Annotated in this window: 24 protein-coding genes; 11 read left to right on the top strand and 13 right to left on the bottom strand. The window is 49.9% G+C overall.

The window, feature by feature from the left end:
* The first annotated feature begins 28 nt into the window (after positions 1–28).
* The 3 genes from ACZ5ZZ_RS15385 to ACZ5ZZ_RS15375 all read left to right on the top strand — a co-directional run bounded on the left by ACZ5ZZ_RS15385 (position 29) and on the right by ACZ5ZZ_RS15375 (position 3695).
* Positions 29–2044, top strand: a complete 2016-nt coding sequence (locus ACZ5ZZ_RS15385; protein WP_464140155.1) for a transketolase C-terminal domain-containing protein — start codon at positions 29–31, stop codon at positions 2042–2044.
* A 170-nt stretch (positions 2045–2214) separates the two neighbouring features.
* Positions 2215–3312: a hypothetical protein gene (locus ACZ5ZZ_RS15380; RefSeq protein WP_464140153.1), complete on the top strand. Its 1098-nt coding sequence runs from the start codon at positions 2215–2217 to the stop codon at positions 3310–3312.
* Positions 3309–3695: a putative hemolysin gene (locus tag ACZ5ZZ_RS15375; protein WP_464140152.1), complete on the top strand. Its 387-nt coding sequence runs from the start codon at positions 3309–3311 to the stop codon at positions 3693–3695. The genes ACZ5ZZ_RS15380 and ACZ5ZZ_RS15375 overlap by 4 nt, the downstream gene beginning before the upstream one ends.
* A gap of 56 nt (positions 3696–3751) precedes the next feature.
* Here the strand turns inward: ACZ5ZZ_RS15375 and ACZ5ZZ_RS15370 are convergent, their stop codons facing one another.
* Positions 3752–4156 carry a hypothetical protein gene (locus ACZ5ZZ_RS15370; RefSeq protein WP_464140150.1) on the bottom strand — a complete coding sequence of 135 codons (405 nt, stop codon included), beginning with the start codon at positions 4154–4156 and terminating at the stop codon, positions 3752–3754.
* A gap of 224 nt (positions 4157–4380) precedes the next feature.
* Positions 4381–4878, bottom strand: a complete 498-nt coding sequence (locus tag ACZ5ZZ_RS15365) for a chemotaxis protein CheW (protein WP_464118615.1) — start codon at positions 4876–4878, stop codon at positions 4381–4383.
* Between the two features lie 267 nt (positions 4879–5145).
* On the opposite strand from ACZ5ZZ_RS15365, the gene ACZ5ZZ_RS15360 reads away from it, so the two are divergent.
* From ACZ5ZZ_RS15360 to ACZ5ZZ_RS15345, 4 genes are all read left to right on the top strand, one after another.
* Positions 5146–7185, top strand: a complete 2040-nt coding sequence (locus tag ACZ5ZZ_RS15360; RefSeq protein ID WP_464140148.1) for a chemotaxis protein CheA — start codon at positions 5146–5148, stop codon at positions 7183–7185.
* Positions 7182–8054, top strand: coding sequence for a CheR family methyltransferase (locus ACZ5ZZ_RS15355; RefSeq protein WP_464132154.1), 873 nt, complete (start codon positions 7182–7184; stop codon positions 8052–8054). Before ACZ5ZZ_RS15360 ends, ACZ5ZZ_RS15355 begins: the two co-directional genes overlap by 4 nt.
* A 14-nt stretch (positions 8055–8068) precedes the next feature.
* Complete coding sequence (locus ACZ5ZZ_RS15350) at positions 8069–9130, top strand: protein-glutamate methylesterase/protein-glutamine glutaminase (protein ID WP_464118612.1); 1062 nt, start codon at positions 8069–8071, stop codon at positions 9128–9130.
* A 194-nt stretch (positions 9131–9324) separates the two neighbouring features.
* The gene (locus ACZ5ZZ_RS15345) at positions 9325–11352 is read left to right on the top strand and encodes a prolyl oligopeptidase family serine peptidase (RefSeq protein WP_464132152.1); all 2028 of its coding nucleotides are present in this window, start codon (positions 9325–9327) and stop codon (positions 11350–11352) included.
* A 31-nt stretch (positions 11353–11383) separates the two neighbouring features.
* Here the strand turns inward: ACZ5ZZ_RS15345 and ACZ5ZZ_RS15340 are convergent, their stop codons facing one another.
* Together ACZ5ZZ_RS15340 and ACZ5ZZ_RS15335 are read right to left on the bottom strand one after the other, a co-directional pair.
* Positions 11384–12145 carry a cyclic nucleotide-binding domain-containing protein gene (locus ACZ5ZZ_RS15340; protein WP_464118610.1) on the bottom strand — a complete coding sequence of 254 codons (762 nt, stop codon included), beginning with the start codon at positions 12143–12145 and terminating at the stop codon, positions 11384–11386.
* 147 nt (positions 12146–12292) lie between these two features.
* A complete protein-coding gene (locus ACZ5ZZ_RS15335) occupies positions 12293–13498 on the bottom strand; it encodes a CCA tRNA nucleotidyltransferase (protein WP_464132151.1) in 1206 nt (401 codons plus the stop codon).
* A 152-nt stretch (positions 13499–13650) separates the two neighbouring features.
* On the opposite strand from ACZ5ZZ_RS15335, the gene ACZ5ZZ_RS15330 reads away from it, so the two are divergent.
* Together ACZ5ZZ_RS15330 and ACZ5ZZ_RS15325 are read left to right on the top strand one after the other, a co-directional pair.
* Positions 13651–14466 carry an alpha/beta fold hydrolase gene (locus ACZ5ZZ_RS15330; protein ID WP_464132150.1) on the top strand — a complete coding sequence of 272 codons (816 nt, stop codon included), beginning with the start codon at positions 13651–13653 and terminating at the stop codon, positions 14464–14466.
* Between the two features lie 65 nt (positions 14467–14531).
* The gene (locus ACZ5ZZ_RS15325; protein ID WP_464132148.1) at positions 14532–16178 is read left to right on the top strand and encodes a DEAD/DEAH box helicase; all 1647 of its coding nucleotides are present in this window, start codon (positions 14532–14534) and stop codon (positions 16176–16178) included.
* A gap of 77 nt (positions 16179–16255) precedes the next feature.
* Here ACZ5ZZ_RS15325 and ACZ5ZZ_RS15320 read toward each other — a convergent pair whose 3' ends face one another.
* The 3 genes from ACZ5ZZ_RS15320 to ACZ5ZZ_RS15310 all read right to left on the bottom strand — a co-directional run bounded on the left by ACZ5ZZ_RS15320 (position 16256) and on the right by ACZ5ZZ_RS15310 (position 19299).
* Positions 16256–16927 (bottom strand): ankyrin repeat domain-containing protein, encoded by a 672-nt coding sequence (locus ACZ5ZZ_RS15320; protein WP_464118606.1) that lies wholly within the window; start codon positions 16925–16927, stop codon positions 16256–16258.
* A 12-nt stretch (positions 16928–16939) separates the two neighbouring features.
* Complete coding sequence (locus ACZ5ZZ_RS15315) at positions 16940–18247, bottom strand: D-alanyl-D-alanine carboxypeptidase (RefSeq protein WP_464140146.1); 1308 nt, start codon at positions 18245–18247, stop codon at positions 16940–16942.
* 137 nt (positions 18248–18384) lie between these two features.
* Positions 18385–19299, bottom strand: a complete 915-nt coding sequence (locus tag ACZ5ZZ_RS15310) for a hypothetical protein (protein ID WP_464140145.1) — start codon at positions 19297–19299, stop codon at positions 18385–18387.
* Between the two features lie 107 nt (positions 19300–19406).
* Here ACZ5ZZ_RS15310 and ACZ5ZZ_RS15305 point away from each other — a divergent pair, with 107 nt between their 5' ends.
* Positions 19407–19763: a CidA/LrgA family protein gene (locus ACZ5ZZ_RS15305; protein WP_464118603.1), complete on the top strand. Its 357-nt coding sequence runs from the start codon at positions 19407–19409 to the stop codon at positions 19761–19763.
* Positions 19760–20440: an LrgB family protein gene (locus ACZ5ZZ_RS15300; protein ID WP_464140143.1), complete on the top strand. Its 681-nt coding sequence runs from the start codon at positions 19760–19762 to the stop codon at positions 20438–20440. Before ACZ5ZZ_RS15305 ends, ACZ5ZZ_RS15300 begins: the two co-directional genes overlap by 4 nt.
* Here ACZ5ZZ_RS15300 and hemH read toward each other — a convergent pair.
* Genes hemH through ACZ5ZZ_RS15270 form a run of 6 tightly spaced genes read right to left on the bottom strand, consistent with a single transcriptional unit; the run spans position 20437 to position 26574 of the window.
* On the bottom strand, positions 20437–21459 hold the full coding sequence (hemH, locus tag ACZ5ZZ_RS15295; RefSeq protein ID WP_464132144.1) for a ferrochelatase: 1023 nt from the start codon (positions 21457–21459) through the stop codon (positions 20437–20439). The two genes, ACZ5ZZ_RS15300 and hemH, sit on opposite strands and share 4 nt — an antisense overlap.
* Positions 21452–22669: a protoporphyrinogen/coproporphyrinogen oxidase gene (locus ACZ5ZZ_RS15290; RefSeq protein WP_464140141.1), complete on the bottom strand. Its 1218-nt coding sequence runs from the start codon at positions 22667–22669 to the stop codon at positions 21452–21454. The genes hemH and ACZ5ZZ_RS15290 overlap by 8 nt, the downstream gene beginning before the upstream one ends.
* Positions 22666–24015 (bottom strand): oxygen-independent coproporphyrinogen III oxidase, encoded by a 1350-nt coding sequence (hemN, locus tag ACZ5ZZ_RS15285; RefSeq protein WP_464132140.1) that lies wholly within the window; start codon positions 24013–24015, stop codon positions 22666–22668. Before hemN ends, ACZ5ZZ_RS15290 begins: the two co-directional genes overlap by 4 nt.
* Positions 24012–25031, bottom strand: a complete 1020-nt coding sequence (locus tag ACZ5ZZ_RS15280) for a uroporphyrinogen decarboxylase family protein (RefSeq protein WP_464132139.1) — start codon at positions 25029–25031, stop codon at positions 24012–24014. The genes hemN and ACZ5ZZ_RS15280 overlap by 4 nt, the downstream gene beginning before the upstream one ends.
* Positions 25028–25702 carry a response regulator transcription factor gene (locus tag ACZ5ZZ_RS15275; protein WP_464140139.1) on the bottom strand — a complete coding sequence of 225 codons (675 nt, stop codon included), beginning with the start codon at positions 25700–25702 and terminating at the stop codon, positions 25028–25030. The genes ACZ5ZZ_RS15280 and ACZ5ZZ_RS15275 overlap by 4 nt, the downstream gene beginning before the upstream one ends.
* Positions 25699–26574: a sensor histidine kinase gene (locus ACZ5ZZ_RS15270; RefSeq protein WP_464140137.1), complete on the bottom strand. Its 876-nt coding sequence runs from the start codon at positions 26572–26574 to the stop codon at positions 25699–25701. The genes ACZ5ZZ_RS15275 and ACZ5ZZ_RS15270 overlap by 4 nt, the downstream gene beginning before the upstream one ends.
* Between the last annotated feature and the right edge of the window lies 1 nt (position 26575).

Raw genomic sequence — 26575 nt, 5'->3', positions numbered from 1 at the left:
CTCGCTGTGGGCAGTAAAACTATATCCTATGACAGAACCTATTCAGATCAAAACAAAACTCGCAGGCAACCCTACCCAAGAACCCCAATTCAAAAGCTTTGTGAAAAGCAAAGACGGACGTCAGATTCCAGTGGCCGATCCTAACGCGACTCGCGCCCTAGTTTCTTTGATGGATATGAACGCCGTCCTTGGTGGAGCAGCTTCTCACTACGGTGGCCCTGCGGCCTTGGCGGAACTCATGTCCGCATTGCATGGACATGTTTTTGATGTGGCTCAACGCGAAGGCAAGCAGTGGTATGAGTTGTTCCATATCGTGAACGATGCGGGTCACTGTGAAAATGGTCTGTATGCCCTGAAGGCCAACTACAAAATGGCGGGTTTGACTTTGGACAGCCTGAAAAAGTTCCGCTCCATCGAAAGCGGTCTGACAGGTCACGGAGAGGTTCACTGCTTCCCTGAAGGTGTGTTTATTTCTAACGGCCCTCTGGGGTCTGCGTTCCCACAAACTCAAGGTGTCGCAATGGGTGAGGCTTTGTCCGGTCAAAATCGTGTGACGGTGACAACCATCTCTGACGGCGCCTGTATGGAAGGGGAGGCGAAAGAAGCTTTCGCTGCCATTCCGGGTTTGGCCAAAATCGGTAAGATGGGTCCTTATGTGCTGATCATCAGCGACAACAACACAAAACTGTCCGGTCGTATTGATGCGGAATCTTTCTCGATGGCTCCGACGTTTGCGTCGTTGAAGGATCTGGGCTGGAATGTGATCCATCTTCCTGAGGGAAATGATCTGCAAAAATGTTATGACACTTTGGTGACTGCGATCGAGACAGCCAAAGCCAATCCAAAAGCGCCTGTTGTGATTCATGCAAGAACCATCAAAGGGATCGGCACAAAGAAAACCGCTGAATCGGCTTCCGGCGGTCACGGTTTCCCTCTGAAAAGTCCCTCGGAGCTGCCAGCATTTTTGACAGAGATATACAATGGTGCGGCACTGCCTGAAGTTTACAACACGTGGATTTCTGAGTTGTTGAAATGGGAAGCGGAAATTAAAGCCAGTGGCGTGAAAGACTCTGGAGAGAAAATCCAAGTGGGTATTTCTTCTGCGATGATTCGTGCCCGTAAGGCGGGTTTGCCGGTTCTGAGTGTGACTTCGGATCTTCCGGGCTCCACAGGGGTTGCGGGCTTCCGTAAAGAATTCCCTCAGGATTCTTTTGACGTCGGTATTGCTGAAAGCAACATGGTTTCCACAGCAGCGGGTCTTTCCAAGTTGGGTTACATCCCGGTGGTGGACACATTCGCTCAGTTTGGTGTAACTAAAGGGGCTCTGCCTTTGACGATGGGGGCTTTGTCTGAAGCGCCGATCATTGCGGTGTATTCTCACACAGGATTCCAGGATGCGGCCGACGGCGCTTCTCACCAGGCGTTGAGCTATGTGGCGATGACTTCTTCGATCCCTCATGTGGATGTTTATTCGTTGTCGTGCAGTGAAGAAGCCGACGCTTTGATGTATTCCGTGATCGAGAACTTTGCCAAAGCTCGCAAAGAAGGCAAGGTTCCCAATTCAGCGGTGTTCTTCCTGGGGCGTGAAAACTTCCCTAAATCCTATGTGGCGGGTGCCACTTACGACTTGAGAAAAGCGCAGGTGCTGGCAGATACAACAGCCGGCAAAGCGAAGTCAGTGACTATCGCTACAACGGGTTCTTTGGTGCCTCAAGCTTTACAGGCGGCTAAAGATCTGGAAACCAAAGGTGTGGGTGCTGTTGTGGTGAATGCGGCTTGTGTGAACCACTTGGACGTGGCGACTTTCAAAGCGGCTTTGGGTAAAACACAAGGTCACTTGATCACAGTGGAAGATCACCAGTTGTTGGGCGGCTTTGGCCAGTTGTTGTGCCATGCCCTGCTGACGGCCGATGTGCCGATGAAAGCAAAAAGCCTGGGTGTGCAAGGTGAGTTCGGTCAGAGCGCTTATACGGCCTTGGATCTGTACCGCAAACACAAGATCGATGCGTCGGCCATCGTGGAAACAGCCGGATCTTTCTTCTAGATTAGCGCTCACGGGGCGATCTTAAAAATTGTAATGTTGAGGCCCACAGTGGAAACGCTGTGGGTTTTTTTGTATGCAAGGCTTTGGTCGCGTAAACAGAACTCGGGACTAGTAGGGTGCAAGGTCCTCGGGAAAAATAGAGATAAGAAACTGTGTTTCCCGAGGAGCCTATGAAGGTGTCGTGCATCCTGGCGTTGTTTTTTTCTGTAACTCCTGTGTGGGCGGCCACGATGCCTGCATTTACGAAGTTTGAAAAAAGCGCGTTTGCGGTTCAGCCAAAGTCTGAAGTTGTTGTGAATATGCCGCGGGTGCAGTCTCAGGATACTCTGGGACTTTGTTATTCCTTTGCCACCTCCGCCATCTTAACTGCTGAAAACTGCCGGATTATGAAAAAAGACTGCAAGAGTCTTCCAGACTCTGAAATTTTCTCTCCGGTGGACCTGGCCCGGTTCGGCAATCAGCCGGATGGGGAGGTGGGATTTGAGTCTTCTTATCGCGGCATTCGGGAAGGTGGGCCCGGTGCATTCACCTTGGAAATTGCGGGGACCTTCGTGGGCAGTTCCGCTTCGCAGGAATGCCTGTCGCTCGATAAGATCCTAGGTAAAATGGGGGGCGCACAGTTTGGTACGGATGCTCAGTTGGCGGCATTTAAACGCCTTCGCAAAAAGTATGATGAGTATCAGAAGATAGATAGGAACTGTGAGACGTGCCTCACAGACTTCTTTGCCACCGCCAAGACCGAAATGGATAAGGATTTCAATCTGGATACAGATCCGACTCGATTGCTGAAGGCTTTCAGTGAGGAAACTTACGAAAAGTTCTTTGATCGCCTGATCTATCCCAAAGAGTGCAGCCGCGCCAAGAATCGCGCCTATTTCGAGGGAAAAGACTCGACGGAATTAAAAGTCTTCCCACAAAAGGGCCAGAAGGCAGATTATGCCAGTGTTATGGCGCAAATTAAAAAGCAACTTGGCAACGGCCATCCGGTGATGATCTCCGGAATCTGCCTGAATGAAAAGTACACAAAGGATTGCTCAGCCCCCGGTGTTGAAGGTGGAAACCAGCATGCCACGGTGATTTCTGGTTATCGTCGTGTCTGTGATAAGGCCAACAAGTGTTACGACGCCCTTCAAATTCACAATAGCTGGGGACAGGCATGGCAGGATATGCATGACGGCGGCTGGGTCGATGCCGAAAGTCTTTTAAAGTACACCGGCTATGAAACCGAGATGCTGGCCTGGCTTGAAGACAAGCCAAAGGGGAAATGATGAAAAAGATGATCGTCATTTTTTCTATGCTGATGTGGACTTTGCGGGCTGAAGCCAGCTTAAAAGTCTTTGATGGGAAAAGCTATCAGCCCTTTAAGGTGCAGGAGTATCAGCAACTGAAGCTTTCGGCGGAATGTTTCAAGGGGCAAAAACCTGATTGTGAGGCTTGGAAGGTGGCTCAGAAAAAAGCGTCCAAAACAAATCTGCCTCAAGCGTTGGGGGGAAACCCCGCAGCTCGCTATTGTCTGGATGCTGGTGGTGAGAACCGCATTGCCAAATCCGATGACGGGACGGAGTATGATTATTGCCGCTTTAAAGATGGCTCCATGATCGAGGCCTGGAGTCTGTACTTCAAGTTTAATCCGGTCAGTGTCAGAAAATAAAAAAGCCCTTGGGATTCCCAAAGGCTTTTTAGTAATGAGCTTAGCTGTGCGCGGGCTTACTTGACGGAAACTTCGCAGGCGAAAGTGCCTACTTCAGTTTGTTCGCCCAAACCCCACCAGTAAACTTTGGCAGTGTGGTCGACAACGCTGATGACCAGTTCGAACTCATAAGAACCTTCAACCCAGAAGTCATAACGAACTTCAGTGTCAGAAGCGGTACTGGATTCTCTTTCCAGTGCAGGACCGTTCATATCCAAAGTGGAGACAGAGTAGTCGCCAACGCTCAAGGACCAGTTCTTAGCATCTTCGATCAAGAGAACTGTCGGGTTCTTCTGGATGTTGAAATCGGCATTGATTTCAGGGTTTTTGGAAAGCTTGGTTGCCTGGCAGTCAAATACTCTTTGTCCTGCAAAAGAAAGGCTGGAGAAAAGCATCGCAGTCACGAAAAATACTGTTTTCATCGTCTAAGTCCTTTGTTTGATGGGCTCTTGCCTATCAAGACTTTGATGAAAAGTCTGTTTATAATTCTGTTAGCGGAATAAATCGTGAAGTTTTTTGCTGGTTCCGCGGTGGTGACGATCTGGGGGCCCGCTGCGGAGTGGACTAAGTTGCTGTATTTACTGAAAAAAGAAAGCCCGCGCTCTCGGCGCAGGCTTTCGTGAAAATTGCTGTTTTTAAGAGCTTATTAAGCCGCTTTGGCTTCGTCCTGATGGGAGAACTGCGCAATTTGACCCATTTGATCCTGGGAGAACGCCGAAACGATATCCACCAGAATAACCACTTTGTTGTCAACTTTACCCATTCCACGCACAAAGGACATGGCGTGTTCATTCCCCAGAACCGGAGATGGTTCGATTTGTGATTCCTGAAGATCCACAACCTCTTTCACGGAATCGACGATCATACCCACCTGACCGATGGAGGTGTCGATCACGATAATGCAAGTGTCACGAGTTGTATCTTGCGCCTGCATGCCAAACTTGATGCGCAGATTCACAACAGGAATGATTTTACCGCGTAGATTCATCACGCCCTTCACATAGTCCGGAGTTCTTGGAACAGGGGTGATTTCACCAAACTGGTTGATCTCGCGCACTGTTTCGATGGCCACGCCATATTGTTCAGACATAAGTTGGAACGTCAGATACTGGCCCGGTTTTGCTTTCATTGATACATCGCTCATTTTTATAGCCTTTCAAAGTCGTAAAGGAAGCTTGACCCTGATCTCATCGCGAAAAAGGGCGAACGACTTAAGAGGATTTCTCGAGGGGGGTTAAAAAATAATATTCTCGGTTCTGGACTGCCTCATCCTGGGTCAATAGTCCTGTCAAACGTGACAACCTTTATACCTTGGGTGGAACCAGTCTCATTCTGGACCAAGGTTGTAAATAGAAGACCTGCGGAGTCTCCGATAGAGGTTTGTGATTTTCTTACCTTATTTGGAGCGACCATGAGCGGTGATAATGCCTTTTTTGAAGAACTACAGATGGATTTCCTGAATGAATCCGCTTTTATGTTGGAGCAGTACGAAGAGTACATGATGAGACTGGAAAACAGTGTCGATCCAGCCAAAGACCTGACAGATATTTTTCGTGTCGCGCACTCGGTAAAAGGAGGAGCCGCAGCGGTCGGTCTTGCGGATCTTTGTAAGTTCGCCCACGTGATGGAAGATCTTTTGGATCTGCTGCGTTCCCGTCCGGAACTGGTGAACTCGAATGTGATTTCTTTGCTTCTGCAATCCGGTGATGAGTTAAAAAATCGAGTGGGAGCTTTGCAGCAGGGACAGAATAATCCCTGGGACCCTTCGGCTTTGACGACTGAGCTGATCACCTTGACTGAACAGCTTTCGGGTAAAACTTCGAAGCACTCTCAGGTTGCAGCGCCTTCTGCTGATGAACCCAAGATTGAAGCGCCTGATGATTTCTTTGCGCAGGCACCGGCAACAGAAGCTGTGGCTCCCGTCGTCGAAGACGATGTGACCAATCACGATCTTTTAGCCGAACTTCTGGCACAATTGTCACCCGAAGATCAGGCCGAGTTCCACGCCAAAGAAGAGGCCGCGAAACGAGCGGCCGGTGAGGCAGTGCCAAAGCCGTCTCCGGTGGCGGCTGTTGCGACTCCGGAGCCTGTTGTTGTTGAAAAGCCAGCTCCAGCCTTAAAGGTTGTTCCATCTGCTCCAGCGACCCCAGCCCCAGCGGCCAGCACCTCAGCGGGTAACAGTGGCGGCGGCAGCAATAAAGGCGGCAAAAACCTGAACAGCACCATCAAGGTGGATACCGGCCGTGTCGACTCTGTTTTGGATGCTGTGGGTGAGTTGGTTGTTCTGAAAAATCAATTGGTGCATGACGAAACAGTTCGCAGTGGAGTGAATCTGCGCCTGGAAGCCATCGTGGATCAGTTGGACAAGGCTGTGCGCGAGCTTTATGAGAAAACTCTGAGCATCCGCATGACGCCGCTGAAGTCCATGTTTATCAAAATTCAACGTATCGTTCGTGACGTGTCTTTGACTCTGGACAAGCCGGTTGATTTGCAACTGATTGGTGAAGAAACCGAGGTTGAAAGAACCGTGTTTGAGCTTTTGGGGGACCCTTTGGTTCATCTTGTGCGCAACTCGATGGACCACGGTGTGGAGAAAAAAGAAATTCGCCAGGAGCGTGGCAAACCCGCAACTGCCAAAGTGGTGGTTTCTGCCAAACAATCAGGTGGTAATGTCATTATTGATATTTCTGATGACGGTGGTGGTATCAACCGCGAAAAGGTTTTAGGGAAAGCTATTGAAAAAGGCTTTGTACCGGCAGGTGTGGATCCGGCGTCTATCCCGGATGAACAGGTTTTCCAATACATCTTCTATCCGGGATTCTCTACGGCGGATAAGATCTCGGATCTGTCCGGTCGTGGTGTCGGTCTGGATGTGGTGAAATCGAATCTTGATAAAATCAATGGTAAAATCAACATCTATTCCAAAGCAGGTCAGGGCACAACTTTCCGTCTGACCATTCCACTGAGCACGGCAATCACGGATGGCATCATCGTGGCTTTGGATGGGGCTCGCTACATTCTTCCGATTCATTCGATTCGCGAAATTGTGCGTGTTCTGCCAAAGGACTACACGCATGTTTCAGGCGCAGGCAAAGTGGCCAGCATCCGCGGACATCTGCTGCCGGTGATTGATGTGACAAAAACATTGGGTTCTATTAACTGGGCCCTGAACAAGAAAGATGCGCAGTTGGCGCAACGTCGCGAGAACTCTTTAAGTGCGCGCCGTGAAGAAACCATGTTGGTGATTATCGAATCCATGACAGGCCAGATGGCATTCCCGGTGGACGATGTCCTGGGGCAGGCGCAGGTGGTTGTGAAACCAATCACCACCGGTCAGGATATTCCGGAGGTTGCGGGTGCTGCAATTCTGGGTGACGGTAAGACGGTTCTGATTTTGGAACCTGGTGCGTTGGTGAGTAATGTGTCGAAAGGTCGGGAGATCGCAGCATGACGGCTGTTAAGAAGAACGAAATTGTAGGATCTCTGTATGATTTTGAAGAGATCAAGCTTTCAGATAAGATGTTTTTGAAGTTCGCAGAGCGCATGTACAGTCTGGCAGGGGTGGATCTTCCATTGACGCCGAAGAATCATGCTCTGATTCGCAATCGTATTGTGAAGTTGCTGCGTCGTCATTCCCTGAAAAGCTATGAAGAGTACTGGTCCATGCTGGAACGGGGCGGTTCTGACGTGACGTCAGAATTTATCTCGGCACTGACGACCAATATGACGTCGTTCTATCGAGAGTCCAATCATTTTGATTTTCTTAAAAGTGTTCTGCCGGATCTGGCGAAGAAGTTTGGGTCCGATTTGCGCCTGTGGTGTGCTGCGGCCAGCACAGGGCAGGAGCCTTACACCATTGCGATGACTTTGAATGAGGCGGCTGCAGAGATGCCACCGTCCACGAAACCCCGGGTGCTGGCGACAGATATTGATTTGCAGGTTCTGAAAAAAGCCTCGACGGGCACCTATGAAGATCGCGAAATGCAGGGGCTTCCCCCTGCGCAGCGTGCTCGTTACTTTGAAAAGGTCAAGGCTAACGGGGATGAATACTGGAGAGCCAAGGATCAGATTCACGACATGATTCGCTTTGCTCCGTTTAATTTGATGAATCCCAAGTACGAGTTTCAGCATAAGTTCCATGTGATCTTCTGTCGAAATGTACTGATTTACTTTGATGAGCCGACCACCAAAAGAGTCATCGACAATCTGGTGTCCTGTCTGGCACCGGGTGGTTACTTGATCCTGGGGCACTCTGAATCAGGCAATGTGAAGCATCCTGGTTTGAAGCCCATGTCGCGCGCGGTTTATCAAAAACTTTAGAAATAGAGGCCCTTATGGCTCAAAAAATTCGTGTTTTGATTGTGGATGATTCGGCGGTGATTCGTAAGTTGCTGGAGAAAATTTTCTCCACCTGTCCGGACATCGAAGTGGTGGGGACGGCCTCAGACCCGTATATCGCTCGCGATAAGCTGGTGGCTCTGAAGCCGGATGTAATGACTTTGGACGTGGAAATGCCCCGTATGGATGGCATCAGCTTCCTGGAAAAAGTCATGCAGCACTTTCCGACAAGAACGATTATCTTTTCCAGTTTGGCGAAAACAGGCTCTGAAACCTATCTGCGGGCGTTGGAGGCTGGGGCGATTGAAATCATGGAAAAGCCTTCCATCGACGTCAGTCAAAGTCTGGAGTCTTTGTCCCAATCTATTATTGAAAAAGTTAAAGCCGTTTCAAAAGCCCGCATCAATCCGGTAAAAGTTGTGGTGCCTACAGGGGCTGCAGCGGTCAAAAAGCCTGTGACTTCGTTGGCGCGCACGACGCACCAATTGTTGGCCGTGGCCTCTTCGACCGGTGGAACCGAAGCTTTGAAAGTCTTTTTGAGCGGAATGCCGGCGGATATCCCGGGAACTTTGGTGGTGCAGCATATGCCGCCGGGTTTTACCAAGTCCTTTGCTGAAAATCTGAATAAGATGTTCCCTTTCGAAGTCAAAGAGGCTGAAGAAGGGGATCAGGTTGTTCCCGGTCGTGTGTTGATTGCCCCGGGCAACTATCATATGGAAATCACGCGAAGTGGTGCGTTCTACTATGTGAAACTTCACCAGGGGCCGGCATTGCACAGTGTGCGCCCGGCGGCGGACTATCTGATGAAATCCGTGGCGAAGTTCGTTGGTAAGAATGCGATGGGTGTGGTTCTGACCGGTATGGGTAAGGATGGCGCGGAAGGTCTGTTGGAAATGAAGAACGCCGGTGCATACACCGTGGCTCAGAACGAAGAAACCTGTGTGGTATACGGGATGCCTGCCGCAGCGGTGGCTTTAGGGGCGGCGGACAAAGTGCTGCCACTGGATCGCATCGCCAACGATCTGCTGAATCAACTGCAAGCTCGTAACGCAGCTTAAACAATCCACAAATTTTCAGATAAGACCCCTGCATCTTTTGCGGGGGTTTTTTATTGCCCTTTCTAGGATCTGCTTTCTAAAATATCCGGATCGCAAGGAGCCCGTCGGTGTCCCAGAAATCTTTAGTGTTACTTTTGTCGTCTTTGTTGTTCATTGGTTGCAAATCGTCTGTGGTAAGAAATGAGGTTGAGGCTATGAATCTGAATGATCCCTATATCTGGCTTGAAGAAGTGGAAGGTCCGAAAGCTTTGGAGTTTGCCAAGGCAGAAAACAAACGCACGCTGGAGCACTTTCAGGGCACCTCGACCTACAAAGAAGTGGAGCAGGGTGTTCGTAGGATTCTGCTGGCTAAAGACCGCATTCCCGGTGTCAGTCTGAAAAAGGGCGAGCTTTACAACTTCTGGCAGGATGACAAGCATGTGCGCGGCCTGTGGCGCAAAACCACTTTGAGCAGCTACAAAACGGCGGAACCCAAATGGGATGTGATTCTGGACATTGATGCACTTGCGAAAAAGGAAAAGGAGAACTGGGTGTGGAAGGGCGCCAGCACTCTGGGGCCGAAACATGATCGTGCGCTGGTGTACCTGTCCCGTGGTGGAAAAGATGCGACGGTTGTGCGTGAGTTTGACATGAACACACGACAGTTCGTCAAAGATGGTTTCAACTTACCGGAAGCCAAAACCAATATGTCCTGGAAGGATGAAAACACTGTCTTTGTCGGAACTGATTTTGGCCCGGGCTCTTTGACCGATTCAGGCTATCCCCGTATTGTGAAGCTATGGAAGCGTGGCACACCGCTGTCCGAAGCAACGGTGGTTCAGGAAGCAGCCCCGACAGACATGTCCGCTTATAGCTACATCATGGATGAAAATGACAAACGTTATGTTTTCCACAGCATCCGCAAAGGCTTTTACAGCAGCGCCAACTGGTATGAAGACAAAAGTGGCAACAAAATTCGCCTGCCGATGCCTGAAGATTCCGAATTCTGGGGTGTTTTTGAAGGCAAGCTGTTCTTTGAACTGAAGTCCGATCTGGGCTCTTTCAAAACTGGCAGTATCGTGTTTATGCCCTTGAGTGAAATTACAAAAGGCGAGGCTGCGCAGAAGTCTTTGAAGGCCTTATTTGTGCCGACAGAAAAAAGATTCATTCAGGGGCTAAATCCCACGAAGAATCATATCCTTTTGCATGTAACTGATAATGTTCTGTCACGCATTGAAAAAGTGACGTTCACCTCGCAGGATACCTGGACCACCGAACCCGTGAAGCTGGGTGAAAACGGCATGGCCTACGTCACCTCTACAGAAGAGGAAAGTGACACCTATCTTGCGCAGTATGTGGATTTTCTGACGCCGACTTCCACTTATATCGGAAATGCTTCTGATAAAGGGAATCACCTGGAGCTTTTGAAAAAATCCCCTGAGCGCTTTAATAGCGAAGGGATGAAGACCGAGCGCTTTGAAGCCGTCAGTGCGGACGGAACAAAGATTCCGTACTTTGTGGTTTGCAAGAAGGATCTGAAGCTGAACGGGAAAAATCCGACACTCCTTTATGGATACGGCGGGTTCCAGTCACCGATGCAGCCTTCGTATCTGAACTTTGTTGGCAAAGTGTGGGTGGAAAAAGGTGGCGTTTATGTGCTGAGCAATCTGCGCGGCGGCGGAGAGTTTGGCCCCGCCTGGCATCAGGCAGTGCTGAAGGAAAACCGCTACAAAGTTTATCAGGACAACATTGCCATTGCTGAAGATCTGATCCGTCGTGGAATTACGTCCCCACAGCACCTGGGGATCTCGGGTCGTTCCAACGGGGGGCTTTTGACAGGGGCGACTTTCACAACACGTCCGGATCTGTTCAATGCCGTAATCGTGGGTGTGCCGTTGTTGGACATGCTTCGCTATCACAAACTGCTGGCGGGCGCGAGCTGGATGGATGAATACGGAAACCCGGAAGAACCCAAAATGCGCGAAGCGATCTTGAAGTACTCGCCTTACCAGCGCGTGCAGAAGGATGCCAAGTATCCAGAAGTGCTGATCATGACCAGCACCAAGGACGATCGTGTTCATCCGGGGCATGCACGCAAGATGGTGGCACGTATGAAAGAACAGGGACATCCGGTTTACTATTATGAAAACATGGAAGGTGGTCACGCGGGCAGCGCCAACATCGAACAGGCCATCCTGTGGAACACGCTGGAATACAGCTATCTGTGGGAGAAGCTAAAATAAGGGCTGCCTTGCAGCCCGCTTGGCCGGCGTTTTAGCCTGTGAGGGCTTTGTTGGCCTTTTTAAGGCGCTGGGATAGTGTTTTCACCAATGCCTTGGCCCACGAAGGACGCGCGAAGATCACGTTGTCCAAAGAGCCATTGGGGATGGCAATCAACTCCACCTCTGTGATAGCTTCGACGGTGGCGGAACGGGGTTCGTGATTGAAATGGCCCATTTCGCCGACGAACTCGCCAGGCATGATTTCCCCCAACATCACCTTGTCGCCATCGCTTCCCTCAGAGTAGGCGCGCAGGCTGCCTTTTTTTACGATGTAAGCCACTTCCGTGATGTCACCTTCTTTGAAGAGAACATCACCGGGCTGTAGCTGTTTCAGTTCATACTGCGGTTGATTGGTGTCTGTCTTGGGCGAGATGATCTTTGCAACACAGTCCACCAGCGCTTTTTCCCGGTCCGGTTCCGTCAGGAACTGCACACGACCCGAAGCCACTTCGTTTTTGAAAATATCGTGATCCGCGACGTAAGACATGATGATGATGGCGATGTCGTCGTTGTTTTTCTCTTTCAGAATTTTGGAAACAATGTCAAAGCCTGACCCTTTGGGAAGATACTCATCCACCAGAACCGCTTTGGGGTGAACGTTGTCGAGCTTGTATTTGGCTTCAAACCATTCCGCCCCATGAAAGACCGAGCAGTTTTCAAAATTCCGTTGCAGGCTTTCGGTGCATTTATGGATGCGCGTTTTATCGCCGCTGACAATAAGGAAAGTGTTCTTCTTTTGGTCGTTCCGTCCCATGGGTAAAACCTTCCATCGTTTTACGTGGATCTTTCAGGCAGTCCACGCTGGGTGACACTGCCTTTATTATCTGCTTTTCACAGGGGAGCTTCAATAAATTGGTCTCAATTCAATTTGAAATGACTTGAATTGAGACGCTGAGGGAACTTAGTGGTGGGTTTCTTCGTGCTTGGCCCGGGCAAAGGCGCCGGAACGGGAAAACTTCTCAAGCTGCTGATTCCAGAACAACATCTGCGCCGGTGACAACGAGAAATCCATGATCGCCAGCTTCATCGCCAGTGGGAAGGCTTCGTTCATCACGAAAGCCGCCTGACGGCGTTCGCCTTTGCGGCTGTACTGCTCGATACGGTGAAGGCCCTGCATGACGTGCAAGGCTTTAAAGAACACAGCGGCTTCCTGTTTGAAGATGCCCATTTCCTCTCGCATGAAGTAGGCAAGCTTGGCATCGTTGGCCAGTTCATCGTGATTCCACGGATCTTCGCCATACTGAGCTTTCATAAAGCCCATCATAAAGGCGGCAAACAGCTCCGTCGGATCATTCTTATCAATGCCGGCGGTATTCATGCGAGCCATATGCAATTCAAAGGTTTCCATCTTCGCGGGGTTTACAAACACAGACTGCAAGCCCGGCAGGATCTGTTCCAGAATATGCAGATCAAACAGCTCCATGAAGGCCAGGTGCGGCTCTTTCAGGCGCATGAACTTCAGCCATTCTTCACGACGGCGCGGAAGAACGGATTTTTTCAGTTCGCCACTGCATTCCGCAATCGCTGCACGCATGCTGGATTCAATGGAAAAATGCAGTTTGTGCGACAGGCGAATGGCGCGCAGAATGCGAATTGGATCTTCGATGAAGCGCTCTTTAGGATCGCCGATCATGCGCAAGACACGATTTTCGATATCCTGAATACCGCCGCAATAATCGATCAGCTTGTGAGCGCCTGGATCATAGAAGACCGCATTGCAGGTAAAGTCGCGGCGAACCGCATCTTCCTGAACCGTTCCGAAATAGTTGTCACCTTCAACACTGTCATCACCTTGCTCAGCCAGTTCTTCCTGGGTCACATTGCGACGGAAGGTCGCGACCTCGAACTGTTGATCACCGCGTTTGACAAGCACCAGCTTGAAGCGGCGGCCAATCACGTAAGCATTGGGAACTTTTTTGCGCACCTGATTGGGGTGGGCACTGGTGGCAATATCAAAATCTTTAGGATGAATCCCTACAAGCAAATCTCGAACGCAACCACCGACAAGGTAGGTTTCAAAACCGGCGTCTTGAAGGTTCCGAACAATTCTTAATGCGTAGGAGTCGATCCAGTCCTCGTGGAGCTGGGGTTTTTGTTGGGCAGTCATTGAGGGTGAATCTACATCCCTTCGCATCAAAATTCAAACGTGAATAATAAAAGACCCGCAGGACAAGTCTTTGATCTTAAGTCCTTGAAATAATTGAGGGTCTTTTGAATAAATCAACATGACGGCGCGGGTTCGGAGGAGTATAAAAAGTTATGTCTTACCTCAATAATTTCTACCATCATGTCTATGGCCCCGAAGACGGGCGCAAATGGGTTTTCGTTCACGGCCTTATGGGCTATGGGCAGAACTGGCGCAAGATCATTCAGGGGCTGGAGGCGACCGAGCGTTGTCTGGCGTTCGATCAACGGGGCCATGGCCGGTCTTTCCAACCGGCAGAAGGTTACAGCCCGGAAGATTATGCCGATGACCTCAAAATGATTGTGGACGAGTTGGGGTGGGATCAGTTCGTTTTGGTCGGCCATTCCATGGGAGGGCGCAATGTTTTGAACTTTGCCTCACGGTTCCCGGAATATGTGTCCCAGTTGGTGATTGAGGACATTGGACCAGAAGCCAACCCCCAGGCTCACGAGTATTACGAATATTTATTGAATTTGGTGCCGACGCCGTTTGCCACCCGAGAAGAGGCCAAACGCTATTTCTTTGAGGACTTTGTGAAAACCGCAAAGACCCGCGAGAACATCCAGGTCATGGCCAATTATTTCTATTCGAATATGACCGAGCAGCCCAATGGCACTGTGGATTGGCGCTTTTCGAAAAAGGGCATTATTGAATCCGTTCGATTGGGAAGAACGGGCGAGAGATGGGATGAGGTGAAGTCCCTGAAAATGCCGACCCTGCTGGTGCGAGGAGCCAACTCCAAGGAACTATCGCAGGAAAATTACGACAAGATGCTGGCTAGCAATCCTATGATGAAGGGCGTCGTAATCCCCGGAGCTGGACATTGGGTCCACTCAGATCAACCTCAGGCTTTTACAGAAGCCTTGAAAATGTTTGTGGGCGGCTTTTAAGCCCCTGCTTTGACTTTTAGCTTCCTGCTAAGTAGCTTGGAAGCTTCAGACCGGAGTAATGAAAGTTGAAATTCTCAGAATTGAATTTAGATTCCCTATTAGTATCTGCAATCCAAAAAATTGGCTACGATGATTGCACCCCAATCCAGGAACAGGCCATGCCTCCTGTTCTTGATGGCAAAGACGTTGCTGGTCTTGCGCAAACAGGCACCGGAAAAACGGCAGCCTTCCTGATTCCTTTGATGGAGCGTATTTTGCGCGCTCGCCCGGCTCAGGGTGAAGTTTCTGAAGAACAAAAAGCCGTGATTGAAAAACGCGCTTTCGCGGATTGGAAACCTCAGAATTTTATTCTGATTCTGGTGCCGACACGTGAGCTGGCCGAGCAGGTTCAGGACAACATTAACAAGTTGAGTGTGGATTCAGGCCTTCGCGGTTTTGCGATTTACGGTGGAACGGGTTACGACAAACAAAAAGAGGCGCTTAAAAACGGTGTTGAGTTTATCGTGGCAACCCCAGGCCGCTTGATTGACCTGTACAAAGAGCACCTTGTTGATTTGAAACAAGTTCGTGCGATTGTTTTCGACGAAGCCGACCGTATGTTCGACATGGGTTTCAAGGACGACATGAAATACATCCTGCAACGTGTTCCTCGTGAACGTCAGTTGCTGGTGTTCAGTGCGACTTTGAACTTTGATGTTTTGAACACGATTTACCAGTTCGGTTCCGAGCCGGTTGAAATCAACATCAGTCGTGACCAGGCCAAAGCAGAAAACGTGAAAGACCAGATTTTCCACGTGGGAAGCGATGAAAAGCCTCAGCACCTTTTGTCTTTGCTGAAAGTGCATAATCCCAAACAAGCCATCATCTTCACGAACTTTAAAATGAGCGTGGAAAGAATTGCGAAGTTCCTGACTGAAAACGGAATTCCGGCGATGGCGATTTCCAGCCTTTTGACTCAAGCTCAGCGCAACCGCGTGATTGAACAATTCAAGGCTGAAAACGACATGAACATTCTTGTTGCTACAGACGTTGCGGCTCGCGGTCTGGACATCAAGGGTGTGGACATGGTTGTGAACTTCGAGCTTCCGATGGACTCTGAATCCTATGTTCACCGTATTGGCCGTACTGGTCGTGCGGGTACAACGGGTCAGGCGTTTTCTTTGGTGGGTGACAAAGATATCGAATCTTTGGCTCGTATCGAAGACTATTTGAAACACAAAATCGAAGTGGGCTATCTGGAAAATGACCAGCTGGTCAAAGAATTCAAACCGATGTCTTCCCACTTCGAAGGTCATTATCCAAAGTCTTTGGATCGTGCACGTGCGCCTCGTGAAGGCGGCCGTGGTGGTGACAGAGGCCCGCGCCGTGAAGGCGACCGTGGCCCTCGCCGTGAACGCGGTGATCGCGGACCTCGTCCAGAGCGTGGTCCACGTCCAGAAGGTCAGCAGAAGTCTGCGCAGGCCGGTGGTCAAGGCCAAGGTCAACCAGGCCGTCAGGACAACCGTCCGAAAAGACAGCATGAAGGCGGACCAAAACGTCAACACGACCAAAAACGTGGTGAGCAGAAACCAAGACAAGAACAGCAGGCTCGCAAGCCGCACGGTCAACCGCAACAACGTCAGGGAGCTTCTGCCAAGAAAAGAGTTCCAGTGGCGGCGCAGAAATCCATCGGCCAAAAGGTCGCAGGATTCTTCAAGCGTCTGTTCTCTTAATCCTTTCCGGGGATTGAAAAAAGAAAAAGCCTGCTCCGAATGGATGCAGGCTTTTTTATTTTCAATGACTCTAATTTTTACTTCTTAATTTTTTTGGCTAAAAGAGCCGTCGTGTCCGCATTGCTGGCTTCTTTTGCCACATCCAATGCAGTCTGACCTTTGGAGTTTTTCAGCTTCAGGTTCGCACCGTGTTTGATCAAGAACTGAATGTCTTCAGGTGTTCCATAGCGGGCTACCGAGAACAAAGCTGTCTCACCCAGTTTATTGGTTTTGTTGATCAGAGCCTTGTTCTTTTTCAGAATGATTTCTGCCGTCTTCTTGTCGTTGGCGGCGGCTCTCATGAATAAAGTGTCCTGCTCGTCACCGGCGACGGTAATATCCACGTTGGCACCAGCGGCGATCAGGGCCTGAGCCACTTCATAGTTGTCATTGGTGACAGCAAAAGCCAGAGCTGTTTCACCACCGTTGTTTTTTAGTTCCAGTTTCACTTTCTTAGAAAGAAGAAACTTTACGATATCCAGGTTCCCGCCCATGGATGCCATCATCAAAGGTGTCATGCCGGTGCTGTCCTGGGCGTTAAGATCGATTTTATTTTTCGTCAGCAAGGACTTCACTTTGGCAAGATCACCTTGCTCAGCAGCCTCGTTCAGAGCCGCGGAAGCCTTGCCGGTTCCGGCAAAGGCTGTCCCGTGAAGAAGTCCGGCGAAGAAGAAGATCAGCGCAGCCAGGACCATGGATTTCTTGCTCATAAATCACCTTCTCTATTTTTTCGCAACCACGGCTGGTGCAGCTGCAGCTACGAGATAAGATTTAGCATCAAATGGCAGAGGCAACTGCTCGGTGTAGTTGATTCTTTTCGGGCCACCGTTGGTGTTGATCAGCTGAGCCACTTTGTTTTTGATCTGCTGGCTGGCAACACCCCAGTCAGAACGATTTTTGTCCTGATCGGTATGCATAAGAACCGCGAAATAAATTTCACCGTTTTTAGTGGAAATACTTCCTGCCAAAGTCTTGGCTTTGTTCACGCTGCCTGTCTTTGCAATCGTGGAGGCTGACATGACGCCGCTGTAGTTCTTAACTGTGGAATCACGATCTTTCCCGGCAACAGCCATCACATCACTTAAATCATATCCTTTTTCAGCCAGTTTTTTATCAAGACGATAAAGAACCTTCACCATCATTTCACAGGTGGCTTCGTTGTAAATTGGTCTGGCAACGGAACCTTCGTTGTTTCCGGAACCATTGTAGAAGACGATGTCTTCATCGCTGGCTGCCAAAGTTGTCTTTACATACTGTTCAAATTTATCAGTGCCACCCAGATTCCAGAACAGGGTGTCTGCGATATAGTTATTGGACTGATTGTTCATTCTTTTTAGAATGGAACGAAGAGGTGCCGATCTCAAAAGAACTGTTTTTGTTTGCGCATCTTTTTTGAATGTTGCTTTTGGAACATAAGCGACGTTGCGAATACTGAGGCTTGGCAACGATTCCATTTTAACACCGATACGGGCCGCTTTGGATTTAAGCGACTGGTACATCAAAGGTTGCACGGCCGTGCCCAAAGCATTGATGATCGTACTGCGCACGACAGAGGCCTGTTGTTCCACCGTTTCGTATTTAGGAGTCGTGCCGGCCACCAAAGGTTTTTCCTCGGCCTTCCAGGTCAGAAGGAAGTTTTCATCGAACGTCATCTTCTCCACTTTTTTGATTTTCATGCGGTTGAGCTCTGAAATCAGGAAGTAGCTAAGATTGCGACCGAACATAGGGTCGCGGCTGCCTTCAATATGAATGTCCACCGAACCATTGGCTGTCGGGGTGATGTGGAGTTTGGTTGTATAGCGGTAGTCAGGCCCAAGACGATCAATGGCCCAAAGTGCGGTTACGACTTTTGAAATCGACGCCAGTGGGAACTTATCATCCTTGTTCTTGTCACCTTGAACAGCACCTTGAGTTGAATTCGCAGCCATGTGGCACATGGAATTCAGATAGACCTTGGCAGATGCCGCGGAACTAATCAGGAGCGTACCAACAGAAACGTGCAGTATTTTTTTGGTTAGACCTGTAAACATCAACAACCTCTCCTTTGAGACAATCCGGTTATTTCACAATCCGTACCAACATGAGATCCTCCTCAGTCACCTCAGAATCAACGGAGATGTCCATCCCGTTGACGAAGGTGCCCCAATTTGTCGGCACCTTGGGGGAGCTAAGGGGAACACCCGTGCAGGGTCCCGAGTGTTTTATGCAGACTTTGTTCTGACTTATATATGGACAGGGCATTTTGAACCTTTTCCTGATGAGATCCCGCATCCTGATTCACCCGGATCAAAGTTATCAGTTTTTGGGCTTCAATCGAGGCAATCTGTTCCGACCTGGTCAGGCTCAGGGAAGGATAAGCCTGCTTGACGTCAGCCATCTCAACGGAGCTGAACTCGGGAAGAGTGGGGTCCGTTCCAATATAGACGAAGGCTGTTTGCAGAGACTCTTCCCCGCAGATGACATCCAAGTCAGAGCGCCAGAGATATTCGGCCATCATAATGTTTTCTGCCTTCAAGGCTCTTTGTAACAAAGAGCGGAAGCGCGCATTTTCCGGGCGCAGAATCGTGTTCAGGGTCATCTCCGAGATACGCATGGAATCGGGGATTTCAAAACCTGGATCAGCTGTCAGGTGGTGTTCGGCATAAATGGCTTTTACGGTGTCCGACTGAAGATAAACTCCGCGAGCCAGGTTAATATAGAAGGTCGAAGGATTGACCTTAAATTCGATCAGCATTTTTCCGTAACTTTCAGAAATACTGGGATCAATGGCAAGATAAAGCCCTTCCCCTGCAAAAAGCCCTTTAGCGGCGGAAGCCGGAGCCCAGAACTTTGAGGTCGCATATGAAATGCGGTCTAGCATAATCTTTCGTCGCCCCTCTGGAGATGTCATCAGGGCCTGAGTGGAGCTGTCCTCTTCACGGTAGATATCAAAGTAATGATACAGGCGCTGTTCTTGTCCGAACTGAATCTTGGCAGCCCGCAGGTCGCGGGCCAAAAGTGCTTCCGCCGAAAGCGCCAGGGCGTGGGAGGCGAAGGTCAGGCTGACAGCTGCAAATGCCAGGAATCTTCCAATCTTAATCATAGATAAGCTCACTCTCTTTGAATCTGTTTTAAGTGACTGCAAATCGCAGACCCGGATACGACCTCGGCAGTTGTCTCAAAATGAGATAGTGGTATAGTGCGAAGATCATGATTTTAGCTTTATTGATCCTGCTTTCCTTCCAGCTTTTAGGTGAAGCCGTTGTGCACTTCCTGAATCTTTTTATTCCCGGGCCGGTTTTGGGGATGGTGTTCTTTTTTGTCGCTCTGGTGCTGAAACCGTCACTGAAGGACAAGGTGGAGTCTCTCAGTCGTTCTATCACGGCACACTTGGCGTTGTTTTTTGTTCCAGCCGGGGTCGGTGTCATAGATTACTTTGATCTTTTCGGGCGCTATGGTGTGGGTATGGTGGTGACGGTTCTGTTAAGCACGGTGATCACTTTGGGAGTGACAGCCATGATCTTTCACCAGTTGATGAAGGTTGGATCCAAAGGGGGCCCAGCATGATTGAGCTTCTGGCACTGATTGTGACCTTGGGTTTTTATCTGGTAGCCCGTCGTCTGAGCAGTTGGGGGAAAGATCATCCGTTGCTAAGTCCACCCGTGCTGACCATGCTCGCAGTGGTGCTGGTTCTGCTTGTCAGTAAAATTCCCTACAAAGACTATTTCCAGGCAGTACGACCGATTCATTTTATGTTGGGACCGGCGACCGTGGCCTTGGCGTTGCCGCTATACAATCAGCTGGAAAAGCTAAAAAAAGTACTGGCCCCTTTGATGGTGGCTTTGGTGATCGGTTCGACAGTGGGTATTTTAAGTGCGGTCTTTTTCGGTGCGCTGTTTGGGCTTCCGCATGAAGTGTTGCTGGCGCTGACTCCGAAGTCCGTGACGACTCCGATTGCCATGGGTATTGCTGAAAAGATCGGAGGCGCCCCTTCGCTGGCCACCGTGTTTGTCATGATCACCGGGATTGCCGGAGCTATCATCGCAACGACCGTCATGAAGCTGGTGCGGGTGCAGGATCCGGTGGTGAAAGGATTTGCCATGGGCCTGGCTGCCCACGGTCTGGGAACTGTGCGTGCTTTTCAGATCGGCGAAATGGCGGGGGCTTTTGCCGGTCTTGCCATGGCATTGAATGGCCTGATGACGGCCATTCTGGTGCCACTGCTTTTATCTTTCATTCCTTAGACGGACTTTGTCGGCAGGTTCTGAATCAGCTTGGCGAAGCCTTGAACCCATTGTGGATTTTCATTCACACAAGGAACCAGATAGTAATTTTCACCGCCGAACTCGTGGAAGGTCTCTTGGCCTCCCATGCCGATTTCTTCCAATGTCTCGATACAATCGGCGACAAAGGATGGACAGATCACTGCGATATTCTTCTTACCTGTTTTCGCCAGGACTTCCAGACTGTGATCCGTTGCAGGCTTCAGCCACTCGGCTCGTCCCAAACGTGATTGGAAGGAAACGCTCCAGTGACTTGGTTGCAGATTCAGGGATTCTGCGATCTTGGTGGCTGAGGCAAAACACTGCGCCCGATAGCAGTTCTTAGCACAGGCATTTTTCTCAAAGCAGCAGTCCTCGGAGATCAGGCAGCCTTCAATTCTGCGAATGTGACTTTCCGGCAGACCATGGAAGGAAAACAGATAGTGATCGACTTCCTTGTCCTGTAAGGACTCGCGCGCAATTTCGACAGAGGGCTCGATAAAGGCGGGCTGGTCGAAGAAGGCCGGCAGTCGGCGCAGAGGGATTTTAATTCCCTGAGATTTTACCAGCTCATCGACAAGATTGAAGGAGCTTCCATTGGTGGCTTCCGCGTACTGCGGGAACATCGGGGCCACGATGATTTCATCAACTTTGGCATCCACCAGTTCCTGTAAAGCTGTTTCCACGGAAGGTTCACTGTAACGCAAACCGATTTTAACCACATAGTCATCGCCCAGATGTTTTTTCAGATCATTGGCAAAACGACGCGTGTAAACGGCAATCGGGGAGCCTTCGTCCATCCAGACTTTTTTGTAGTTTTCGGCTGAAAAGGGGGCTCGGCGAGGCACGATCAGCAGGTTTACCAGTGGCCAGCGCAGCAGGAAGGGAAGATTGATCACTTCCTTATCCATCAAAAAGGCTGTCAGGTATTTCTTCACATCCTCGACTTCATAAGAGCGAGGGCTTCCGATATTAATTAGCAAAAGACCTTTTTTACTCATGTTGACTCGCAATTTTTTCTGCAATGAGGTCACTGCGTTCTAAAATTTTACTTAATCCGATGCCACTTAGATAATTGCCATGCAGATGAAGATCCTGTGGCAGCTGCACTTGATCTAGATCTGCCAGGGATTCTTCCAGCTGCACATTGTAATAGGGAAGGGCATTCTTCCAGCGGTTGATGCGATAATCCAGCAGACTGTCTTTTTGTCCCAGAATACGGAAGCGCTCTTCCGCGATCAGTTTGAGCAGATCCGCATCGTTCAGATCCAAAATCTTTTCTTCTTTGGCGCCGCCCAGGATCCAGGTTTCGTTGTAAGTTTTGTCGCGGTCCTTAAAGATATAGGAATTCATCAGAACTCCCAGAGCTTTCAGATCAAAACCACGTGGGATCAGGCAGCCAAATCCTTTGAACTTGTCCTGGGCCTTTGCGAAGAACAAAGTCACACTCATCAATGACGACATCTGTATGCGCGAAAGAACCTGAGCCACGCTGGGGTAACGAACCTTGGTCAGTTCGGCAGCGGCTTTGGCGGAAGTGGCCACCACAACAGGGCCCTGCAGGTTTTCCAGTTTGATGTTTGTATTCAGGTGGATGTTCACGCCCAATTCACGAAGGCGCTGCTCCAGATGATTCACCAAATCCTGCATGCCTCCCGGACCTGTCAGAAGACCTTGGTATTTTCCTTTTTTGGTTCGGGAGAAAATCGGCCCCAGAATCAGACTGGCGCTGAGATCGGTGATTTCATTGCCATAGATGCCCTGCATGGCCGGTCCCAGAATAAATCGTGTGGGGGCTTTCCCCAGATGACGCTCGCCCCAGGTTTGCAGGGTTTCCCCGGCCTGCGGCTTAAAGCCTTTTTTTCCCCGCAGAAAAACCTGTGGCAGAACCCGGGCCAGAGTCGCAAGGGTTTCAAACAAACTTAAAGGCCATGTTTTCGGTGAGCCACGGAACAAGAATCTTTTTTTAGAAGACTCCAAGGGCAGGCTGACCGGAACTCCCAGTTCTTTAAACAGCGCCTCTGATTTTTCGGTGCGGATCAGCGCATTGGCAGCGCGTTCAGCGATACCATATTCCGTCTGATCGGTGCCCAACAGGCCACCGACCCGAGCGGCGGTTTCATAGAGTTCAACTTGAAAGCCTTTTTGGGCGAGTCTTAGAGAAACCGTCAGTCCCGCAAAGCCCGCGCCGATCACGTGCACTGTTTTCATATGGATTGAGAGAAGATCTTCGTTTGAGGTTGTTTGTTTTTCAAGCGCTCATCAAAAAAGACACAAGCGTTACGCAGGAAGGGGCGACCCTCCTCTTTAACCAACAGTTTGTGATCTTTGACCTCGACCAGGGCATCCTTGATCATTTCAGCAAGGAATTCTTTGGACTTGGCCTCTTGTTCTTCATTGATGAATGACACCTCAAAGTTTGTCATCAGCTGAAGGATTTGCTCGCGGCGGACCTTGTCTTCGTCAGTCAGGATATGACCACGCAGGGTCGGCAGGCGTCCTTCATTCAGAGCGGCTTCATACAGTGGCAGAACTTTTTCATTTTGATGGAAGCTGTAAGGTGTTTCAGAAATAGAGGAAACACCCATGCCCAAAAGAACGTCGGTGCGTTGATCCGTGTAACCCATAAAGTTTCGATGCAAACGCTTTTCATTCATGGCGATGCAAAGATTGTCGGTTGGAAGAGCAAAGTGATCCATGCCGACTTCAACATATCCGCCGTCCAGCAGAATGCCGCGGGCGATCTCATAAAGCTCACGCTTTTCAGCAGACTTTGGCAGATCTTCGTCCTTGAACAGACGCTGTGCGGGCTTGATCCACGGTACAAGCGCAAAGCTGTACAAGGCAATACGATCTGGTCTTAGTGCCACGGTTGCCTTGGCTGTTTCTGTGATGGATTCTGGAGTTTGTTTTGCCAGTCCATAGATCAAGTCAAAGTTCACGGAAGTGTAGCCCATATCGCGGGCTTCCTGAGTCAGCTTCTGAGTGATTTCCAGGGGTTGAATACGATTCACCAGGCGCTGAACTTCGGGGTGGAAATCCTGAACACCCATGCTGACACGGTTAAAGCCCAGCTCACGCAGTGCTTTTAGCTGCTCAACATTGGTTCGACGGGGATCCACTTCGATAGAGCCTTCAAAATCCTTTGTGTCGATTTTCACGCGGGACAAGATGGGCTTAAGTAACTGGGTCAAGGCTTCTGCAGAAAGGAAAGTCGGCGTTCCGCCGCCCAAGTGAATGTGCTTTAGCGGCTTTTCCAGAAGCTCGGGAACACGATCCAGGTACAGCTGCCATTCTTTCAGCACCATATCCACATAAGGTGTTTCGCGTTTGTGGTCTTTGGTGATGATGTTGTTGCATCCGCAGAAAGTGCAAAGACTTTCACAGAACGGGATGTGCAGATACAACGACCAGCCGCCAGTGCCTTCCTTCAAGGTCGCGCGCAGATGCTGCACCCATTGGTCGGTGGTGGGGTTGGTTTCCCAGTAAGGCACTGTCGGGTAGGAAGTGTAACGGGGAGCCGGAACATCATATTTTGCTAAAAGATCTTTCATCATGACAACACCTCACGAACAGTATCTACGAGCAGCTTTACGTGCTTTTCAGGGGTCTTTGGCAAGACCCCGTGGCCTAGGCCGCAAACCCAGCCTGCGCGTTGTTCAATGCTCATGTCTTTCATTGGTTTCAAGAAGGTCTGAACGGCTTTTTTGAAATCGCTTTCTTCCATGAACAACAGGCTTTGATCGAAGTTTCCTTGCACAAAACCCTTATTCTGGATGTTGAAGCATTCAGGGATATAACAGCGGTGATCAAAGCCCTGCCCCGCCCAAGGAAGCGCGCGGAAGGCTTCGTCAAAGAACACGGCCTGGGTGCCTTTGGAATAGTAACCGATTTTGCCCGGGTAGTCCTGCGACAGACGAGTCAGAACCGGTTGGATCCATTCCTTAAAGAACAGAGGCGACACTTCGCCAGCGGCAGTGTCAAAGATCATCACGATCTCCACGCCGCCTTCCAGTTGCAGACGGATATTTTCTTTAAGCAATGGATACATCTTTTCAAGGAACTGCGGGAACATCGGAGCCAGTTTTTTAGACTGAATCAACGAGCCAGCGTGAGAACCTTCCACCGCATAAACGAACAGTGTCCAAGGACCGCCGACAAAGCCGATCAGACTTTTGTTGGAAGGCAGAACCGCGCGGGTTGCCTGAACGGCTTCCTTTTGGAAGTGCATGAACTTGACGGCTTCTTCCACGCCGCCAAGCTGACCCAGGGTTTCCGGGTTCAATTTAAAGCCCAGTTGCGGACCGTGATCCGTGTACTCCAGACCCATGCCCAAAGCTTCCAAAGGGAACAGGATGTCGCTGAACAGGATGGACACGTCAAAGTCAAACTCTGCCACCGGACCACGAGCGACTTCCGCTGCCAACTCGGGCTTTTTGCAAAGTTCATCAAAAGAATGATTCGCGCGCATGCCTTGATAGTGTTTGTGATAACGACCGGCCTGACGCATAAACCAGATAGGTGGCACCGCCTGAGGAGTTCTCTTAAGAGCGTTTTGGAATAATGGATTCATGTTGCCTCCTCTGTGGACCACTGATAGCCAACCCCGCGAACTGAACGGATGTGTTTTTCTCCGTCGTCGCCCAGAAGCTGGCGCAAGCGCACAATAATGTTGTCGATAGTTCTATGACTGGGGTTTTTATCAACGCCCCAGATTTCATTCATAATTTCATCCCGGCTTAGCACGCGGGGTGATTTTTCAATCAAAAGCTGCAGAATCTTCAGATCCGTCACCGGCGGATATTCGATCTGTCCGGTTTTTTTTGTGACCGACATCTGCGTGAAGTTCACGGTGCAGGTCTCAAGCTGCAGTTCACGTGTCGGCGCATGGGCATCCAGAACGTGTTTCACGCGGATCAGAAGTTCTTTCAAATGGAACGGCTTGGGAATGTATTCTTCCGCGCCCAGCTCAAACCCCTTCAGGCGGGATTCCGCATCGGCCTGAGCCGTCAAAAACAAAAACAGGATCGAAGAAGCCTGGCGGATCTTCGCTGCCAGCTCAAAACCGCTGCCATCAGGCAAACCCACATCCAGAATCGCCAGATCAAAGTCCTTGGTCTTTGAGAACAAAGACCAGGCTTCTGAAAGATTTTTCGCCCAGGCGACATCATAGTCGCGCTTCAGGCGTTCGTTCAGAGTTTCACCCAGGGAAATATCGTCCTCGACCAGAAGAATTTTTCTCATGGCAAAGTTCCTTGCAGTTCGATGTGAGATATAAAGCCTTCATTTTCCTTGGATTCAAACCAGATATCGCCCTTCATCTTTTCCAGAAGGCGTTTGGTCAAAAGCAATCCGATGCCGTTGCTGCGAACATCCTGGGACATTAGAATTTCAGAGCCGAGTTTTTTTAAAATACCTTTAAAGCCCAGGCCGTTATCCTGCAAGGTCAGCTCGATGCGGCCTTCGCTATGCGGACGGACTTTGATTTTTACCGTAGTGGCTTTTCCATGCAAAACTGAGTTTTGCAGCAAATTGCGCAACACACTCAAGAGGGCACGGCGATCGCCAAGGATTTTGGCTTCACGCTCAAGCTCCACAGTAAGTTCAGAAAACTCACTGCGCAGACTGGAAAGAAGTTCACTTAAGGAAACCTGCTCTTTTAAAAGAGTTCCGGCTTCCAGATTCGCCAGCAACAAGGAATTTTCAAGCTGCAAATCCAGGCGCTGGATATCCTGAATCAGGCGTTTCATGACGGGATGGGAAGTGGTGTTCAGATCCTCTTCCAAAACTTCGGCCTGCAGGCGCAGACGGGCGATGGAGGTCTTGATGTCATGGCTGAAGGTCGAAAAGAAGAAACGCAGACGTTGGTGGCGCTTTTGATCACGGTAAGTGAAGATCACCAGCGCAATGCCGCCAAACAAGATTGCTGCCAAAAGGATGGAGCCCTCCCACGCAAACATGCGATGGGAAAACTTCATCTCTTCCAGGGATGCATTTTCCGGACTGAGCTTGATCAGGAAGTAAATCCACCACCATCCCACCAGCGAGAACGTAAAGGCGAACCAGAGGATCGCCAATGCCGTCTTGATATGGGGTTTGATGAAGGATTTGGTCATG

It is taken from the genome of Bdellovibrio sp. HM001 (assembly GCF_055397275.1).
This window is presented reverse-complemented; position numbering and strand designations above follow the sequence as displayed.